Source organism: Kluyvera fluvialis, from assembly GCF_059725275.1.
In genome coordinates this window covers 483,171-499,268 of record NZ_AP046142.1, presented here as the reverse complement: position 1 = coordinate 499,268, position 16,098 = coordinate 483,171, and the positions used below count along the sequence as shown (strand labels likewise).

At 48.1% G+C, this 16,098-nt stretch carries 15 protein-coding genes; 8 read left to right on the top strand and 7 right to left on the bottom strand.

The window, feature by feature from the left end:
* Positions 1-113 precede the first annotated feature (113 nt).
* Positions 114-2,054, bottom strand: coding sequence for an RNase E specificity factor CsrD (gene csrD / locus AC6I4B_RS02445; RefSeq protein WP_497769280.1), 1,941 nt, complete (start codon positions 2,052-2,054; stop codon positions 114-116).
* A gap of 219 nt (positions 2,055-2,273) precedes the next feature.
* On the opposite strand from csrD, the gene acuI reads away from it, so the two are divergent.
* From acuI to accC, 6 genes are all read left to right on the top strand, one after another.
* On the top strand, positions 2,274-3,248 hold the full coding sequence (gene acuI / locus AC6I4B_RS02440) for an acrylyl-CoA reductase (NADPH) (RefSeq protein WP_497769278.1): 975 nt from the start codon (positions 2,274-2,276) through the stop codon (positions 3,246-3,248).
* A gap of 76 nt (positions 3,249-3,324) precedes the next feature.
* Entirely contained in the window at positions 3,325-4,323 is a 999-nt protein-coding gene (msrP, locus tag AC6I4B_RS02435; RefSeq protein WP_497769276.1) for a protein-methionine-sulfoxide reductase catalytic subunit MsrP, read from the top strand.
* On the top strand, positions 4,323-4,922 hold the full coding sequence (gene msrQ / locus AC6I4B_RS02430) for a protein-methionine-sulfoxide reductase heme-binding subunit MsrQ (protein WP_497769274.1): 600 nt from the start codon (positions 4,323-4,325) through the stop codon (positions 4,920-4,922). Before msrP ends, msrQ begins: the two co-directional genes overlap by 1 nt.
* A gap of 234 nt (positions 4,923-5,156) precedes the next feature.
* Positions 5,157-5,609, top strand: a complete 453-nt coding sequence (aroQ, locus tag AC6I4B_RS02425) for a type II 3-dehydroquinate dehydratase (protein ID WP_497769273.1) — start codon at positions 5,157-5,159, stop codon at positions 5,607-5,609.
* 22 nt (positions 5,610-5,631) lie between these two features.
* A complete protein-coding gene (gene accB, locus AC6I4B_RS02420; protein ID WP_497769271.1) occupies positions 5,632-6,087 on the top strand; it encodes an acetyl-CoA carboxylase biotin carboxyl carrier protein in 456 nt (151 codons plus the stop codon).
* A 10-nt stretch (positions 6,088-6,097) separates the two neighbouring features.
* On the top strand, positions 6,098-7,447 hold the full coding sequence (gene accC, locus AC6I4B_RS02415) for an acetyl-CoA carboxylase biotin carboxylase subunit (protein WP_497769270.1): 1,350 nt from the start codon (positions 6,098-6,100) through the stop codon (positions 7,445-7,447).
* An 86-nt stretch (positions 7,448-7,533) separates the two neighbouring features.
* Here the strand turns inward: accC and AC6I4B_RS02410 are convergent, their stop codons facing one another.
* From AC6I4B_RS02410 to AC6I4B_RS02385, 6 genes are read right to left on the bottom strand one after another with little or no spacing between them, the layout of a single operon-like run.
* Positions 7,534-8,580, bottom strand: coding sequence for an aldose 1-epimerase family protein (locus AC6I4B_RS02410; protein WP_497769268.1), 1,047 nt, complete (start codon positions 8,578-8,580; stop codon positions 7,534-7,536).
* Positions 8,577-9,539: a sugar kinase gene (locus AC6I4B_RS02405; RefSeq protein WP_497769266.1), complete on the bottom strand. Its 963-nt coding sequence runs from the start codon at positions 9,537-9,539 to the stop codon at positions 8,577-8,579. Before AC6I4B_RS02405 ends, AC6I4B_RS02410 begins: the two co-directional genes overlap by 4 nt.
* Positions 9,540-9,560: 21 nt before the next feature.
* On the bottom strand, positions 9,561-10,550 hold the full coding sequence (locus AC6I4B_RS02400; RefSeq protein WP_497769265.1) for an ABC transporter permease: 990 nt from the start codon (positions 10,548-10,550) through the stop codon (positions 9,561-9,563).
* Positions 10,551-12,050 carry a sugar ABC transporter ATP-binding protein gene (locus AC6I4B_RS02395; protein WP_497769263.1) on the bottom strand — a complete coding sequence of 500 codons (1,500 nt, stop codon included), beginning with the start codon at positions 12,048-12,050 and terminating at the stop codon, positions 10,551-10,553. It lies immediately after the preceding gene.
* 60 nt (positions 12,051-12,110) lie between these two features.
* Positions 12,111-13,001 (bottom strand): substrate-binding domain-containing protein, encoded by an 891-nt coding sequence (locus AC6I4B_RS02390; protein ID WP_497769262.1) that lies wholly within the window; start codon positions 12,999-13,001, stop codon positions 12,111-12,113.
* A 34-nt stretch (positions 13,002-13,035) separates the two neighbouring features.
* Positions 13,036-13,890 carry a tagatose bisphosphate family class II aldolase gene (locus AC6I4B_RS02385; protein WP_497771906.1) on the bottom strand — a complete coding sequence of 285 codons (855 nt, stop codon included), beginning with the start codon at positions 13,888-13,890 and terminating at the stop codon, positions 13,036-13,038.
* A gap of 335 nt (positions 13,891-14,225) precedes the next feature.
* Between AC6I4B_RS02385 and AC6I4B_RS02380 the strand changes: the two genes are divergently transcribed.
* Complete coding sequence (locus tag AC6I4B_RS02380) at positions 14,226-15,059, top strand: DeoR/GlpR family DNA-binding transcription regulator (RefSeq protein ID WP_497771905.1); 834 nt, start codon at positions 14,226-14,228, stop codon at positions 15,057-15,059.
* A gap of 31 nt (positions 15,060-15,090) precedes the next feature.
* Positions 15,091-16,029: a sugar kinase gene (locus AC6I4B_RS02375; RefSeq protein ID WP_497771903.1), complete on the top strand. Its 939-nt coding sequence runs from the start codon at positions 15,091-15,093 to the stop codon at positions 16,027-16,029.
* Positions 16,030-16,098: the final 69 nt, after the last annotated feature.

Here is a 16,098-nt window from a genome sequence, read left to right as displayed (position 1 = left end):
ACCTGTCAAAGGTCGTCACATGCATGATGCGTCTTTTACCAGCGAGCAGACATGCACACTCCCGGAAAAAACCGCGCGCGTTATTCTACGTGATAAACACGTTAAACAGCAGGTCAAACCGAATATCTTTGCGAATATTTTTTCACATTTGAGTCAAGAGGCTGTGAAGCAGCAAAAAAATCGCCCTGACCGCCGAAAACTCCACATTCAGTCAATACTTGCCACTCGCCCCGGCTGCGGACGCCTGCGGCAAAAACCTGTATTGACGTTCCTTTACAGGCTTCGACCAGGCTTTGCACCAGCAACTGGTTTTGACTACGCTTTTCAATATTACGCACTAATACCGGATCAACCTTAATAAGTTCAATCTCAAGCTGCTTAATCCAGCTAGTACTTACTAAGGCTAAACCTGCCTGCGTTACCGCCACCCTAACACCTAAAGCATGTATTAAACGAACGACCGGTTGCAAACGCGTGATATGTTGACAAACATCTACCTCTGCAAGTTCAAAAATAATCCGTCGACGTTGCGATTTTTCGCACTGCATTAATGTATCACGCAGCCAGCGTTGAAAACGCGGGCGGATAAGCGACTCAACGGTGACCTGAATCGCCAGGTTTTCTTCCGGCCAAAAACTGAGGAAAGGGATCAGCCGCGAGATTTGTTGACGGTCATACTCCTCGCCATGGCCAAACTCCAACACCATAGGCATATATTCGGCGGCAATCACCTCATCCTTACCATCAAAGACGCGGCACATAAGATCTCGGTGATGTACTTTCCCTTCAAGCGTAACCGCGGGCTTTTGGTAAATACGCGGGCCGCCACGGCTCAGCATTTGCTCAATCAACGTGCGCCAGCGAACGTTCCCGCGCCCTTTTTCCGGCAATGAATCGTCATAAATGGACCAACTGTTGCTACCCTGTAACACCGCATTCCGTACTGCGGCTTCGGCATGTTCCATCACCTGCTCGGTGGACTGCCCGCTACGCCACGCGCAGATACCAATATGCATCATGTCGTCACGGTCGAGGATTTTGGTCAGCGGCAACCCATCAACCGCTTTTAATAATTGCCCGGCAATGCTGTCGGCCTCTTTTAATGTGCGGTGCGGCAACAGAACGCTGAAGTCGCTACGGCGATAGCGCGCCAGCAGTGCGCCGGGGTAGCGCATAATAAAGGTAGAAAGCAGGTTTATCAGCGTGAAGACATGCTCTTCCGCCGCCGCTCGCCCCCAGTTATCGCGCAGGAAGTCGAAATCTGGCAGGCGAATCATCATCACAATACCGTGCGCGCCGACGTTTTCCTGGTCATCGAGCAGCGTCGCCAGTTGGTTATCGAAAAACAGCCGGTTGCTGAGGCCGGTTTTGGAGTCTTGCGCCGCATAAGCGCGAATAAGCGTATCCAGGCGGCTGCGCTGTTCGCTGGCAAACTGAACATCCGACAATAGCACATCCAGCGCGCTGCTGGTGCGCGCAGGCCATTCATGAATGTTGCCTTTTGCTTTCGCCCCGCGCTCGCCGTTAAGAATGCGAATAGCGCGCATCTCCAGTAACTCTTCCCCCGCCAACTGCCGACGCAGCCAACGAACGGCGATAAAGACCACCAGCACCATAAAGGCGATCGCGATAGTCAGCGGCGCAGTGGTCATTAATGAGCGGAAATAGTTGGCCATCGGATCCAGATAGAGCAGATGGATGACCATACCCGGATGCTTCACCGAGGGCACGGCTATTTCGCGGTGCTGCTGGTGACTTCCCATCGGCAGGTAACTACTGTTACGGATATGGTGAAGCAGCGTTTTGCCGTGCAGTGTGAAATCGACGCGCACAATATCCAGCGGTGCCATCATTTCATCAAGCTGACCGTCTAGCTTATCAAATGGGGTATTAATGAGACGGTTATCAAGCACCGTCGCCACTGCCTGCACTCGTTTCGCTGTCTTATACTGTATGCCATTATAAAAACTCAACGAGGAGCCGATTAACGTCACCAGGATAGTAAGCCCGGTCAGAAGCGTGAAAAAAGCTGAAAACTTGGTCGTTAATCGCATCCCTGAGTTAACTCCATGGGTTAATTCGTTCCTTGATGGCGTATCGGGCGTCGTCGTCCGTGTCTTACCATAAGTAAGCACTAACCTATCAAACAAGGTCGGCATACTACCAAACCTGGCAGAACTGGCAATTTATTGCGCCAAATCGCCATCAAATTATGATAAGCGAGTATAGTCCTGGGTAAATTTTTTCACTATCAGTCCATGTAAGGAAGGGTTATGCAGGCACTCCTCTTAGAACAGCAGGATGGCAAAACCATCGCCGCAGTGAAGGCCGTTGACGACAGTCTGCTGCCTCAGGGCAATGTGACCGTCGATATTCAATGGTCTAGCCTGAACTATAAAGATGCATTGGCCATCACCGGTAAAGGGAAAATCATCCGTAATTTCCCGATGGTACCAGGGATTGATTTCGCTGGGACGGTTCACGCCAGCGACGATGCGCGCTTTACTCCTGGCCAGCAAGTGTTGCTGACCGGCTGGGGCGTAGGTGAAAACCATTGGGGCGGCTTGTCTGAACGTGCGCGCGTCAATGGTGACTGGCTGGTTTCGCTGCCTGCGGGCCTTGATGGGCGTAAAGCAATGATTATCGGCACTGCTGGCTTTACCGCCATGCTGTGCGTCATGGCGCTGGAAGATGCCGGTATTCGCCCTGAAGACGGTGAAATTGTGGTTACCGGCGCAAGCGGCGGCGTAGGCAGCACGGCGATTGCTCTGCTGCACAAACTGGGCTACCAGGTGGTGGCGGTATCCGGTCGCGAAAGCACCCACGACTATTTACGCGCGCTGGGCGCGAACCGCATTCTCGGCCGCGACGAGTTCGCTGAAACACGCCCACTGGAAAAACAGATTTGGGCGGGCGCGGTCGATACCGTGGGCGATAAAGTGTTAGCCAAAGTGCTGGCGCAGATGAGCTACGGCGGTTGCGTCGCGGCCTGCGGCCTGGCCGGTGGCTTCGCGCTGCCGACGACTGTGATGCCATTTATTCTGCGTAACGTGCGTTTACAGGGCGTTGACTCGGTGATGACGCCAGCCGCGCGCCGCACTCAGGCGTGGCAACGTTTGGTTACTGATTTGCCGGAGAGCTTCTTCGCGCAGAGCGCAACCGAGATAAAACTCGCTCAAGCACCTGAATTTGCAGACAAAATTATCAATAATCAAATTCAAGGCCGCACGTTGGTGAAAATCGCCTAATCACTTATTTTGCAAGGTGAACTCGCGATAATCGCACTCCTCCGTCATGATTAGAAAAAACCTGACGGAGGATGTTATGAAAGCCCGTAAATTGACTGAAGCAGACGTAACGGCAGAGTCCGTTTTTATGCTGCAACGTCGCCAAATCCTGAAGATTCTGGGTATCAGCACCGCCACGGCGGCGCTCCCCCTGCACGCCTCCAGCCTGACCGACTGGTTTAAAGGCAACGATCGCCCTGCCGCGCCCTCTGGCCCGCCGTTAACCTTTACCAAGCCCGCCGAATGGCAGAACACGCTGGTGCAAACACCGGAAAATAAAGTCACCGGCTATAACAACTTCTATGAGTTTGGCCTTGATAAGGCCGACCCTGCCGCCAATGCCGGGAGTCTACCGGTCAATCCCTGGACGTTGACCATCGGCGGCGAGGTGGCAAAACCCCTGACACTCGATTACGACGACCTGACTAAACGTTTCCCGCTGGAGCAACGAATCTACCGGATGCGCTGCGTCGAAGCCTGGTCAATGGTCGTACCATGGATTGGTTTCCCATTACATAAACTGCTCGCCGCCGTAGAACCCACCAGCAACGCCAAATATGTGGCGTTTAAAACGCTCTATTCGCCGGAAAATATGCCCGGACAGAAGGACCGATTTATCGGCGGCGGCCTTGCTTATCCTTATGTAGAAGGGCTGCGCCTCGACGAGGCGATGCATCCGCTAACATTGCTAACCGTTGGCGTGTACGGTAAAGCGCTGCCGCCACAAAATGGCGCGCCCATCCGTCTCACCGTGCCGTGGAAATACGGTTTTAAAGGCATTAAGTCGATAGTCAGTATTATGCTCACACGTGAAAAGCCAGACTCCACCTGGAACCTGGCCGCACCGGATGAATACGGTTTTTACGCTAATGTGAACCCACACGTTGACCATCCACGCTGGTCACAGGCAACCGAGCGTTTTATTGGCGCGGGCGGCATTCTTGATGTCCAGCGTCAGCCAACATTGCTGTTTAATGGCTATGCCGATGAGGTAGCATCGCTGTATCACGGGCTTAATTTACGGGAGAATTTTTAATGCGTTTGACGCTCAAACAGGTGACCTGGCTGAAGGTTTTGCTGCATCTTGCAGCCTTCTTACCGTTTGTTTGGCTATTTTGGGCTGCCTCACAAGGGCAACTCAGCGCCGACCCGGCTAAAGATATTCAACACTTTACCGGTAGGATGGCTCTGAAATTGCTATTGGCGACCTTGTTAGTCGCCCCTTTGGCGCGCTACGCTAAGCAACCGCTGTTGATCCGTACCCGCCGATTACTGGGGCTATGGTGTTTTGCGTGGGCGACCCTGCATCTTACGAGCTACAGCTTACTTGAGCTGGGCATTCAGAACCTGCCGCTATTAGGGCAGGAGATTGTATCGCGTCCTTATTTGCTGCTGGGATTTGCCTGCTGGCTCATTCTGCTGGCACTGGCGGTCACATCGACACAGACTATGCAGCGAAAACTGGGCCGACGTTGGCAACTTTTGCATAACTTCGTCTATCTGGTGGCGATTCTCGCGCCGATACATTTCTTGTGGTCAGTGAAGATTATCTCGCCGCAACCACTGCTTTATGCCGGGTGCGCAATCGTGCTGTTAGCGTTCAGATATAAGAAGTTTCGCCAATGGTGGCGCTAGTTTCGTGATATGTGCGGTTTACCGCAATTCTCTTATCGTTAGATGTTCTTTACACGATAGCGGTTGATAATCTTCCCTGATAAGACCAGTATTTAGCTGCCAAATGCTACGAAATAGTTATAATGTGCGACCTTGGTTTACCTGACAGGGATTTTAGCTCCCTGGAAAGGTGACAATCGCGCATCGAAGGTATATTTTGTTTTTTACCCGAGAATTGCAGGAGATAGCAGCACAATGACTGACAAGTTTCGCATTTTGCTTTTGAACGGCCCGAACCTGAATATGTTAGGCACCCGCGAGCCAGAGAAGTACGGCACGCTGACGCTTTCCCAGATCGTTAGCCGCTTAAATACGGAAGCCGAAGCGCTAAATGTCTCGCTTGAGCACCTGCAATCTAACGCCGAGTACGCAATCATCGACCGAATTCATCAGGCTAAAGACAATGTGGACTATATCCTGATCAATCCGGCCGCGTTTACGCACACAAGTGTTGCTATTCGCGATGCGTTGTTGGCGGTGAGCATCCCGTTTATCGAGATTCACCTCAGCAACGTACATGCGCGTGAGCCGTTCCGTCATCACTCGTACCTCTCTGATATCGCGACTGGCGTTATCTGTGGGCTAGGAGCTGACGGTTATTCATACGCTTTACAGACGGTCGTAAAACGCCTGTCACAATCACACTAAACAAAGAGTACGGAACCCACTCATGGATATTCGTAAGATTAAAAAACTGATCGAGCTGGTCGAAGAGTCTGGCATCAACGAACTGGAAATTTCTGAAGGCGAAGAGTCTGTGCGCATCAGCCGCGCAGCACCGAACACCGGCATTCCAGTGATGCAGCAGGCTTATGCAGCGCCTGTAATGCAACAGCAGGCACCTGCCGCCGCACCAGCCGCAGTTGAAGCCACGGCTACAGCTGAAATCAGTGGTCACATCGTACGTTCCCCGATGGTTGGTACTTTCTATCGCACCCCAGGCCCGGACGCGAAAGCATTCGTGGAAGTTGGTCAGAAAGTTAACGTTGGCGACACCCTGTGCATCGTTGAAGCAATGAAAATGATGAACCAGATCGAAGCCGATAAAGCAGGTACTGTGAAAGCAATCCTGGTAGAAAGCGGTCAACCGGTTGAATTTGACGAGCCTCTGGTCGTCATCGAGTAACGAGGCGAAGATGCTGGATAAAATTGTTATCGCCAACCGTGGCGAGATTGCTCTGCGTATTCTTCGTGCCTGTAAAGAACTGGGCATCAAGACTGTCGCTGTGCACTCCACTGCGGATCGCGATTTAAAACACGTATTACTGGCGGATGAGACGGTTTGTATTGGGCCGGCTCCATCCGTAAAAAGCTATCTGAACATCCCGGCGATTATCAGCGCCGCTGAGATTACCGGGGCAGTAGCTATTCACCCTGGCTATGGCTTCCTCTCTGAGAACGCCAACTTTGCCGAGCAGGTTGAACGCTCAGGCTTTATCTTCATCGGCCCGAAAGCCGACACTATCCGCCTGATGGGCGATAAAGTGTCTGCGATTACCGCGATGAAAAAAGCGGGCGTCCCAACCGTACCAGGCTCCGACGGCCCGCTGGGCGACGATATGGATGCTAACCGCGCTCATGCTAAACGCATCGGCTACCCGGTTATCATCAAAGCCTCCGGTGGCGGTGGCGGTCGCGGTATGCGCGTAGTGCGCAGCGACGCTGAACTGGCGCAGTCTATCTCCATGACGAAAGCGGAAGCAAAATCTGCATTCAACAACGACATGGTGTACATGGAGAAATACCTGGAAAATCCTCGCCACGTCGAGATTCAGGTATTGGCCGATGGTCAGGGCAACGCTATCTATCTGGCTGAACGTGACTGCTCCATGCAGCGTCGCCACCAGAAAGTCGTCGAAGAAGCACCAGCACCGGGCATTACCCCGGAACTGCGTCGCTACATCGGCGAACGCTGCGCGAAAGCGTGTGTGGATATCGGCTACCGTGGCGCGGGTACTTTCGAGTTCCTGTTCGAAAACGGCGAGTTCTATTTCATTGAAATGAACACCCGTATTCAGGTAGAGCACCCGGTTACCGAGATGATCACCGGCGTAGACCTTATCAAAGAGCAGCTGCGTATTGCTGCTGGTCAGCCGCTGTCTATCAAGCAAGAAGAAGTGCACGTTCGCGGCCATGCGGTGGAATGCCGTATCAACGCCGAAGACCCGGACACCTTCCTGCCAAGCCCAGGTAAAATCACGCGTTTCCACGCACCAGGCGGTTTTGGCGTTCGTTGGGAGTCTCATATTTACGCGGGCTACACTGTGCCACCGTACTATGACTCAATGATCGGCAAACTTATCTGCTACGGTGAAACCCGTGATATCGCGATTTCTCGCATGAAGAATGCGCTGCAAGAGCTGATCATCGACGGTATCAAAACCAACGTTGATTTGCAGATGCGTATTATGAGCGACGAGAACTTCCAGCATGGTGGGACTAACATCCACTACCTGGAGAAAAAACTCGGATTGCAGGAAAAATAATTATTGATATCGGTAATCTGCCGGTACGAATAATTAGATAACACAACGCCGGGCTCTCTTATGAAGGTCCGGCGTTTTTATTGGTATTAGCGGTAACTGGCAATTTCTTCTTCCAGCGATGTTATCGCGTCATCACCTTCTACAATTCCCAATTCAAAATTATATTCTATTGCTTCACCAGGCTTGATGAATGCCAGACGTCCTTGAGCACGTTCTTGATCGCGCCCATCAGGGAAGCTATTGCTAACTTCAAGTCCCATGACATATTCGCCGGCAGCTAAATTTTTCCATTGAATAAAATTAGGTAATTGCCGGGTGCTGAATTTCTCATAGATCCCCCAGCCTAGCTGACGGTTAATTAGCGCGACCTTACTCATTCCCTCGCTATCACCGTTGAGTGTCATGTAATAAACCTGCTCCGCAAACCCAGGCTGTGGCGCGCTAATATTCAGATGTTCGCTCAACCCGTCTTCCGCCCTTGGCGTACGTGGTATGACACTTTTGGCCGACAGGAGAATCTCTGCATCCGGCGACAACAACGGCCAACCATAATTGAAGTGATACAAAATCTGCAACGGCTGCTCGGAAAACCCATTATTGGTGACTTTATCCTTTATATGCAGAATATTCTTACCATAAACGCAGCGGATTGTTCTCTCCAACGTTAGGTTCTCACCAAACAGCCGTGTTTCGCGTACCTTGCCATTAATAATAAACTCAATACCTTGCTCAGTTCGCTCAGTTCGGTATCCCACCTCTTCAGCAGGAGTTGCAGCTAAGCGCCCATGTAGCCCAAGCATTTCACCGTTATCTTCACAGGGTGTTCCTATATAACTCAGCCCACACGTCGTGAGTAAGCCCGCATAGAAACTACGTAAAAAACCATTGCCCTGCGGCTCAAAGAACGTCGGTGAAACCATACCGTTAGGTGTAATAAATGAAAGAGATGTGTCTTTATAGCTGGCCCAGGCAATATCCAGTGCACGATCTTTCACAACGGTAAAAGCCAATCCAGCTCCAGTGCGAACATCAAACGCTTCCGTCCCTTTAGCTCTGCCGCTACACAATTCATAGTGCTTAATACCCGCCACTTGAGAGAGATCGCCAATCCACGGCCAAATATCGCTTTTCATAGCTTAGCCTCCTGCGTGGCCGTATTATTATGACCGATAAACGCCTCGATATCCTGAAGCAGGGAAGTGCCTTCCATAGGGCCACGACGCGTTACCGCCAGTGCACCGCAAGCATTGGCATATCGCAAAGCCCGACGAGCATCAAACCCGAGCTGGAGGCAGGCAATATATGCGCCACCGAAGCAATCTCCCGCTCCGGTCGGGTCGATTTCTTGTACCGAATAACTATCAACGTGAAAATGCTCTAGCGCAGAGTAGTAACTTGCCCCTTTATTACCACGCTTCACAATGACTTCTTTAACCCCATCATTAAGGAAACCGGCAATAGCACGCTCTGGCGTTGAGTGTGGTGATAACAGTAAGACTTCACTCTCACTGGGCATATAAATATCGGTTAATTCCAGAACAAAATGTAATGCATCACGCATTTCAGGGATATCAAGCATCTCTTTGCGGATATTGGGATCGAAAGAAATAACACCACCATTTTCTTTTACTATTGTCACCGCTTTTTTTACTGCATCGACCATATGAAACGAAAATAATGATGAGCCCATAATATGAAAATGCGTGCAATCATTTAGCAGGTTTTCATCTACATGCTGAGCGGATAACTTACCACAAGCTGCATTCTTAATATTAAAGATAAAATCACGGTCTCCTGATTTATGATACGTCACGAATGCACTACCGGTAGCTTCCAGCGGTAATACTGAAATACCGCGAATATCTACGCCATCGGCCTCTAGTCGATGTATATTAATATCACCAAAACCATCATTCCCTACGCAACTAATAATACCGCATGGCACTCCAAGGCGTGTCACCTGGTCGATAAAGATCGCAGGTGCACCGCTAGGATACGGCCCATTCCACACCCCAGGTTGATCAAATGGCTGACCGGTTTTGCTCGCCATAATTTCAACCAGAATTTCTCCAATCGTGAAAACCTTACTCATATTATTAATCCCTTGAAATAATTAGCTGCGTTTTCTTTTATTTCTGACATCGACATAGACCGCGACCAAAATGACTAGCCCTTTAACCACCATTTGGTAGAAATAAGGAACATTCATTAAGTTCATACCATTGTTGATAACACCAATAGTTAATGCCCCAATCATGGTTCCGACTACCGTACCGTAACCACCGTTTAGGCTTGTGCCTCCAAGCACTGCTGCCGCAATGGCATCTAGCTCATAGCTCAGCGCTGAATTGGGTTGCCCTGAATAAAGCCGTGAGGCAAGAATCATACCGCTAATACCCGCCAGTACCGCCGTAATCATAAAGACTTTAATCTTTAAGCGAACAACATTAATACCAGAATAGATTGCTGCTTCTTTATTACCACCGGTAATATAAATTTTACGTCCAAACGCCGTTTTAGTCAGAATGAAATGATTAACTAATAGTAAAACCAGCAAGATCCAGATAGGTATAGGGATATATAAAAACTCACTATTACCCAGCGCTAGGAAAGCATCATCCTTGATCATAATAGGAGTACCATCAGTCACAATATAGGCAACGCCACGAAATATCCCCATAGTCGCTACCGTGACAATAAAAGAAGGTATTCCTGCTAGTGCAGTTAACCCGCCATTAATTGCGCCTAAAACTAATGCAGCAATGATTGACAACGGAATTAAAAAGATAAACGGTATTCCCCACGATGCGCCAAGGGCTGCAAAAGTGCCAATCAGTGCGATGGTTGAACCTACTGATAAATCAATGTCACCAAGCAGTAATACATAGGTCATACCATAGGCGGTAATAGCAATAATTGAAACCTGAAGAATAATATTTGTAATATTATTAGCAGTGAAGAAACTGTCATTCATAAAGCTGAATAGGACAATCAACACCACCATGCCACTCAGAATACCGCCATATTGCTTAAAGACTTTTTTAAATCCATTCACCACGGGTACTCCCGATTTTTCCAACATCGGAATAGTCTTCTCAGTCATTTAACGAACTCCTGTCGCAGCGGTCATTACTTGTGTCTGCGTTAAATTTTCACATGAATAGATTTCTGCAATCGTTTTATTTCGCATAACAACCAGGCGATCGCTTAGCGCCATGACCTCCGGTAACTCAGAGGAAACCAGGATAATTGCAGTCCCCGCTGCCGCAAGTTGGCGTATCACGTTGTAAATTTCGAATTTCGCCCCTACATCAACACCGCGTGTAGGTTCATCCAGTAATAGAATTCGTGGTGTTTTTTCTAACCATTTCGACAACACTATTTTCTGCTGATTCCCACCACTTAACGCCCCTACTGGTTGATGAATAGAACTGATTTTGGTATTCATTCTTTCTATCGACTTGCGCGTTCGCACTTCCTCTTCACGATGGTTTATTAGCCCCATTTTTGACGCGTTATACTGAAACGCAACGTGATGGGTATTCATATTTACATCGTGCATCAGTACTAGCCCTTCTTCTTTACGATTTTCCGTCACAAAAGCAATGCCATGATCGATAGCCGCTTTCGGGCTCGAGAGCGAGACCTCTTTACCATCAATAAGAAGGGTTCCCTGATAAGAAACCAGGCCAAATAAAGCTTTCAATACATCCGATCGCCCGGCTCCCACCAGCCCAAAAAATCCAAGGACTTCTCCGGGACGGACAACAAAATTAACCTGCTGAAAGAGCGAAGGATGAGTAAGATTTTTAACCTCAAGTTTTGCCATAACACTTTCGTCAGGTTTTTCGCCAATACGTGGAGGCCAGATATTTTTCATTTCTCGCCCAACCATCTGAGCAATCAATTGTTGAATATTACTGTTCTTCTTCTCATGCGTAGCAATATATTCACCATCGCGGATAACAGAAATATCATCCGAGATCCGCATAATTTCATCCATGCGATGTGAAATATAGATTACCGCGCTACCTCGTTGCTTTAGCTTTTCGATAATGCCAAATAGGATCTCTGCTTCATTATCACTTAGCGAAGAGGTCGGTTCGTCCATTATCACTACATCTGCGGGGTAGCTTAAAGCCTTAGCTATTTCAACTAATTGTCGATGTGCCATCGACATATCGCCCACAATGTCCTGTGGTTCTAATGGGATCCCCAATTCAGTTAATAAATGCTTGCAGTCAGCGAGCATCTTTTTATCATTAATAACGCCAAAACGTATCGGTTCATTATTAGCGTAAATATTTTCCGCCACAGTCATATTATTACTCAGACTAAGCTCTTGAAAAATTATAGCAATACCAAGCTGGCGTGAGTGCTGAGGGTTATTAATCGCAACTTCCTTTCCTCGTAATATAATCCTTCCCTGAGTTGGAGGGTAAACACCGGCGAGAATCTTCATCAAAGTAGATTTCCCAGCACCATTTTCACCCAATAATGTATGCACACGCCCTTTGCGAATGGTAAGAGTAATATCCTTTAACGCTTGAACGTGACCAAATGCCTTCGCAATATGCGAAACATCAAGAATAACATCCGTCATAGTTACCTCAGTGTCACAACAAAACGCAAATAGCGCTTTGTTGTGAGGTGAAGATAATTTTTATTTCCCTGTGTACACGCCAGGCTGTACCGGAATAATTTTTTCTACCGGTTTACCATTGAGATGATCAACGGCGGCATCAACAGCTTTAGCTCCCATTTGATCTGGATACTGCCTGATCACGGCGGCAAATGTCTTTTCACTGTCTACGGCATCACGTGCTTCTTTCATCCCGTCAAAGCCGATGATTTTGATATTATCGTTACGGGCAGATTTCGCAGCAATTACCGCCGCCAGCGCCGCATCATCACCAAAGCCAAACAACCCACCGAGATTTGGATTTGCCTGCATGATGTTTTGTGCTGTAGTTAACGCCTCTGCACGCGTAATGCCTGGTTGCTCTGCGACAATTTTAATATCAGGGGTACTGCTTAATCCTTTCTTAAAGCCTTCCACTCGTGCGACAACAGATTGCAGTGCAGGATAGGAAATAATAGCAACCGTACCTTTACCTTTTAACAGTTCACCCATTAATTTACCGGCCTCAACACCACCAGCATAGTTATCTGTCGCCACATGAGTTACAACAGGAACACCCTCAGCGGCAACATCAACGGTTATTACTGGAATACCTGCTTTATCCGCTTTAATAATAGCCGCCTGAACTCCTTTAGAATCAACAGGGGATATAATAATAGCATCTACTTTTTTCGTGATGAAATCTTCCACATCAGAAAGCTGTTTGTTTAGATCCTGGTTGGCAATGGAAACACTTAGTTGAACATTATCTTTCTTAGCCTCTGCTTTCATTGCATTAGCCAGATCAATATAAAATGGATGCTGCTGTGTTAATAATGAAGCACCAATTTTATATTCTTTTGCAAATGAGCTTTGAGAGAATAGTGCCAAACTTACCAACATGGCTGAACCAAGTAATTTAATTTTTTTCATAAACAATCCTTATTGTGTTGTAGGGTACGTCGCATTAAATTTTTCCTTCACTACCGCAGACGCCAATAATACGAGTAACAACGTCTTTCATTGCTGCCTTAGCGGGTTGCATATAATGGCGAGGGTCGTTGGCCGTGGGGTTATTGTGGAAATAACCTTTTAATGCATCCGCGAAGGCTATTTTTAATTCCGTCGCAACATTCACTTTGCAAATACCAAGCTGGATACACTTTTGCACATCTTGCTCTGCTAAACCTGATGCACCATGCAAAACCAAAGGAATGTCTACTCGCTGACGGATAAGCGCTAAACGCTCAAAGTCCAGGCGAGGCTCCTGTGTATAGAGGCCGTGCGCAGTGCCGATGGCAACAGCCAGAGAATCAATCTGTGTGCGATGAACAAACTCGGCCGCCGCTTCAGGTGAGGTATAAGCAGAATCTTTGGCATCAACCACCAGGTCATCTTCCTGCCCGCCCAATCGACCCAGCTCGGCTTCAACGCTGACATCGAAGGAGTGGCAAAACGAGGTAACTTCTTTAACGCACGCAACGTTCTCTTCAAATGGCAGATGAGAGCCATCAATCATCACAGAGCGAACCCCTGCACGCACTTTGCTAAAGATATCATCACGTTTCTCATGATGATCAAGATGTAGCACCAGCGGTAATTGATACTCATGAGCCAGCGCTTTGACCAGCGAGATTAAATTTTCGACCCCACCATAGTGATAAGTACCGGGAGTTCCTGCCAACATTACCGGGGAACGGTGTTGTGCAGCGGTTTCAACCACCACCTGTAAGGTTTCAAGGTTATGGATGTTGAACGCGGGAACGGCATATCCCCCAAGCTGAGCTTTCTTCAGCATGTTTTTGCTTGAAATGATGTACATCTCTTCTCCTGGCTTTCGCGTTTGTCTTACAAAACGAAGAATGAATAACTTTACTTTCATTTTGTAAGGAAACTAGCACAGTAAAAGCCCCATAAAGCGTGATCAATCTCAAATCGTCAAAAAATAACTTTCAAAACAAAATTAAAAATCGTTTTCACATCGAAAGAGAAAAGCATTGTCGCGATGATGACTAAATAAATATATCTATATATTTCAACAAATTAAAAAATAATGAGCTTAAGCATCAATGTAAGGCACATTTCAAAATGTAGATATTGCCGACGATAACTTTCAAAGAAAAAAACAAGGGGCTATAGTATTCGCATTGCAGGACAATAATGAGTGTTAACGTGCCAAGAAAATCATCTAATCTTCTGAAACGTAGATTAAAAATTGCTGAAATCGTCGCCACCCAAGGAGAGATAAAGGTTGATGACCTATCAGCTCAACTGGGGGTCTCTGGTGTCACCATCCGTGGTGATTTGAGTTATCTGGAACAGCAAGGATATTTAAAACGTTCATTTGGCGGTGCCATCGCCACTCCAGCCTTACCGGGAGAGATAGAGTCTGTTCAGCAGATTGCGATGTTGTCGCTGTCGCAACAAATGGAAATTGCGCGGCATTGCGTCAGGCTTATACACGATCGGGACACTCTGTTTCTCGGTCACGGTAGCGTCTGCCGCAAGTTAATCCCGCTATTAAGTGAAGTGAAAAAACTGCGGCTGATCACCAACGATCCAGAACATGCTCTTCTGGCGAATCAGTTTATCGATGGGGAAATCATTCTTGTTGGCAGTGAAATGCTACGTCCAGACACCATACTGGCGGGAAAATCATTGGAGCAAGCACTCCAGCATTACACGATTACCCACAGTATCCTGGAAGTCAGCCATCTTGACGCAGATGGTACGCTAAACATTAATACCCCCAGACTCGCTCCCGCCTGGCAACTCTGTTTTGACCATGCGCAGAACAAAACGATTATCGTCACCGCAGATGCCGCATCATCCACAGCGGCAATAGGACATCTCGATCAAGCAGACTATGTGATTGCTTACCGCAGCGTGAGTGAGCAATATCAGCAACAATTTCATGGCGCTGATTTTGTTATTCTTTATACCAGCAATGAGTGCTTTACCTGGTCTAATCGCGAAAAACTTAAGGAATGAGAGGGCGTTTGTGACATTAACTATCTGCACCATGGGCGAATTGTTGGTCGAGTTTTTGTCCCGCAGCCCACAACAAAAGTTCACTCAACCGGGTGAGTTCATCGGCCCATTTCCCAGCGGAGCGCCGGCAATTTTTGCGGCTCAAGTTGCAAAGCTAGCTCATCGGGCGATCGTTTTTGGTTGTGTCGGTAGTGATGATTTTGGTCGTTTAAACATTGAAAGACTCCGCCATGAAGGCGTCATTACCGATGGTATTCACGTCATGAACAATGCCGTGACCGGCACAGCATTTGTCAGTTATCAAAACGAACAAAAACGTGATTTCGTCTTTAATATCCCTAACAGCGCCTGCGGCTTATTTACCGCCGAGCACATTGATAAAGAGTTACTACAGCAATGCCGCCATCTTCACATTATGGGGTCATCGTTATTCTCTTTCCGAATGATTGACGCAATGCGCAAAGCTATTTCAGTCATAAAAGCTGCCGGGGGGACTATCTCTTTCGACCCAAACATACGTAAAGAGATGCTCAATATTCCCGAAATGGAGCAAGCGCTCGACTATTTGATCGAGTATACGGATATCTTCCTACCCAGCGAAAGTGAGCTACCTTTCTTCGCTCGCCACAAAAACCTATCAGAAACACAGATTGTTAGTGACCTCCTTCACAGCGGCGTCAAACATGTTGCAATAAAACGAGGTCAGCGGGGAGCAAGCTATTACCAACGGCAAAATGGCACCTTGCATAGTCTGCATGTTCCCGGTCACGCTATAGAAGTTATCGACCCAACGGGCGCCGGTAACTGTTTTGGCGCCACCTTTGTAACGCTATTGCTGTCAGGATTCTCAGCACAGAAAGCACTGCAATATGCCAATGCCAGTGGCGCTCTCGCCGTTATGCAACAAGGCCCCATGGAGGGGATTTCATCCCTCGCCGATATCGAGAATTTCTTACAACGCCAACGTTAACCAGCAATTTTCTGTCAGATTATTTTCCCTGCCTGGTGAGTTGCCGTAGAATTGCCCGTTTCTCGCATT

Bases quoted from the DNA above. Each gene is read 5' to 3' on its own strand.
- csrD (WP_497769280.1), bottom strand. From the start codon at position 2,054: ATGCGATTAACGACCAAGTTTTCAGCTTTTTTCACGCTTCTGACCGGG.
- acuI (WP_497769278.1), top strand. From the start codon at position 2,274: ATGCAGGCACTCCTCTTAGAACAGCAGGATGGCAAAACCATCGCCGCA.
- msrP (WP_497769276.1), top strand. From the start codon at position 3,325: ATGAAAGCCCGTAAATTGACTGAAGCAGACGTAACGGCAGAGTCCGTT.
- msrQ (WP_497769274.1), top strand. From the start codon at position 4,323: ATGCGTTTGACGCTCAAACAGGTGACCTGGCTGAAGGTTTTGCTGCAT.
- aroQ (WP_497769273.1), top strand. From the start codon at position 5,157: ATGACTGACAAGTTTCGCATTTTGCTTTTGAACGGCCCGAACCTGAAT.
- accB (WP_497769271.1), top strand. From the start codon at position 5,632: ATGGATATTCGTAAGATTAAAAAACTGATCGAGCTGGTCGAAGAGTCT.
- accC (WP_497769270.1), top strand. From the start codon at position 6,098: ATGCTGGATAAAATTGTTATCGCCAACCGTGGCGAGATTGCTCTGCGT.
- AC6I4B_RS02410 (WP_497769268.1), bottom strand. From the start codon at position 8,580: ATGAAAAGCGATATTTGGCCGTGGATTGGCGATCTCTCTCAAGTGGCG.
- AC6I4B_RS02405 (WP_497769266.1), bottom strand. From the start codon at position 9,539: ATGAGTAAGGTTTTCACGATTGGAGAAATTCTGGTTGAAATTATGGCG.
- AC6I4B_RS02400 (WP_497769265.1), bottom strand. From the start codon at position 10,550: ATGACTGAGAAGACTATTCCGATGTTGGAAAAATCGGGAGTACCCGTG.
- AC6I4B_RS02395 (WP_497769263.1), bottom strand. From the start codon at position 12,050: ATGACGGATGTTATTCTTGATGTTTCGCATATTGCGAAGGCATTTGGT.
- AC6I4B_RS02390 (WP_497769262.1), bottom strand. From the start codon at position 13,001: ATGAAAAAAATTAAATTACTTGGTTCAGCCATGTTGGTAAGTTTGGCA.
- AC6I4B_RS02385 (WP_497771906.1), bottom strand. From the start codon at position 13,890: ATGTACATCATTTCAAGCAAAAACATGCTGAAGAAAGCTCAGCTTGGG.
- AC6I4B_RS02375 (WP_497771903.1), top strand. From the start codon at position 15,091: ATGGGCGAATTGTTGGTCGAGTTTTTGTCCCGCAGCCCACAACAAAAG.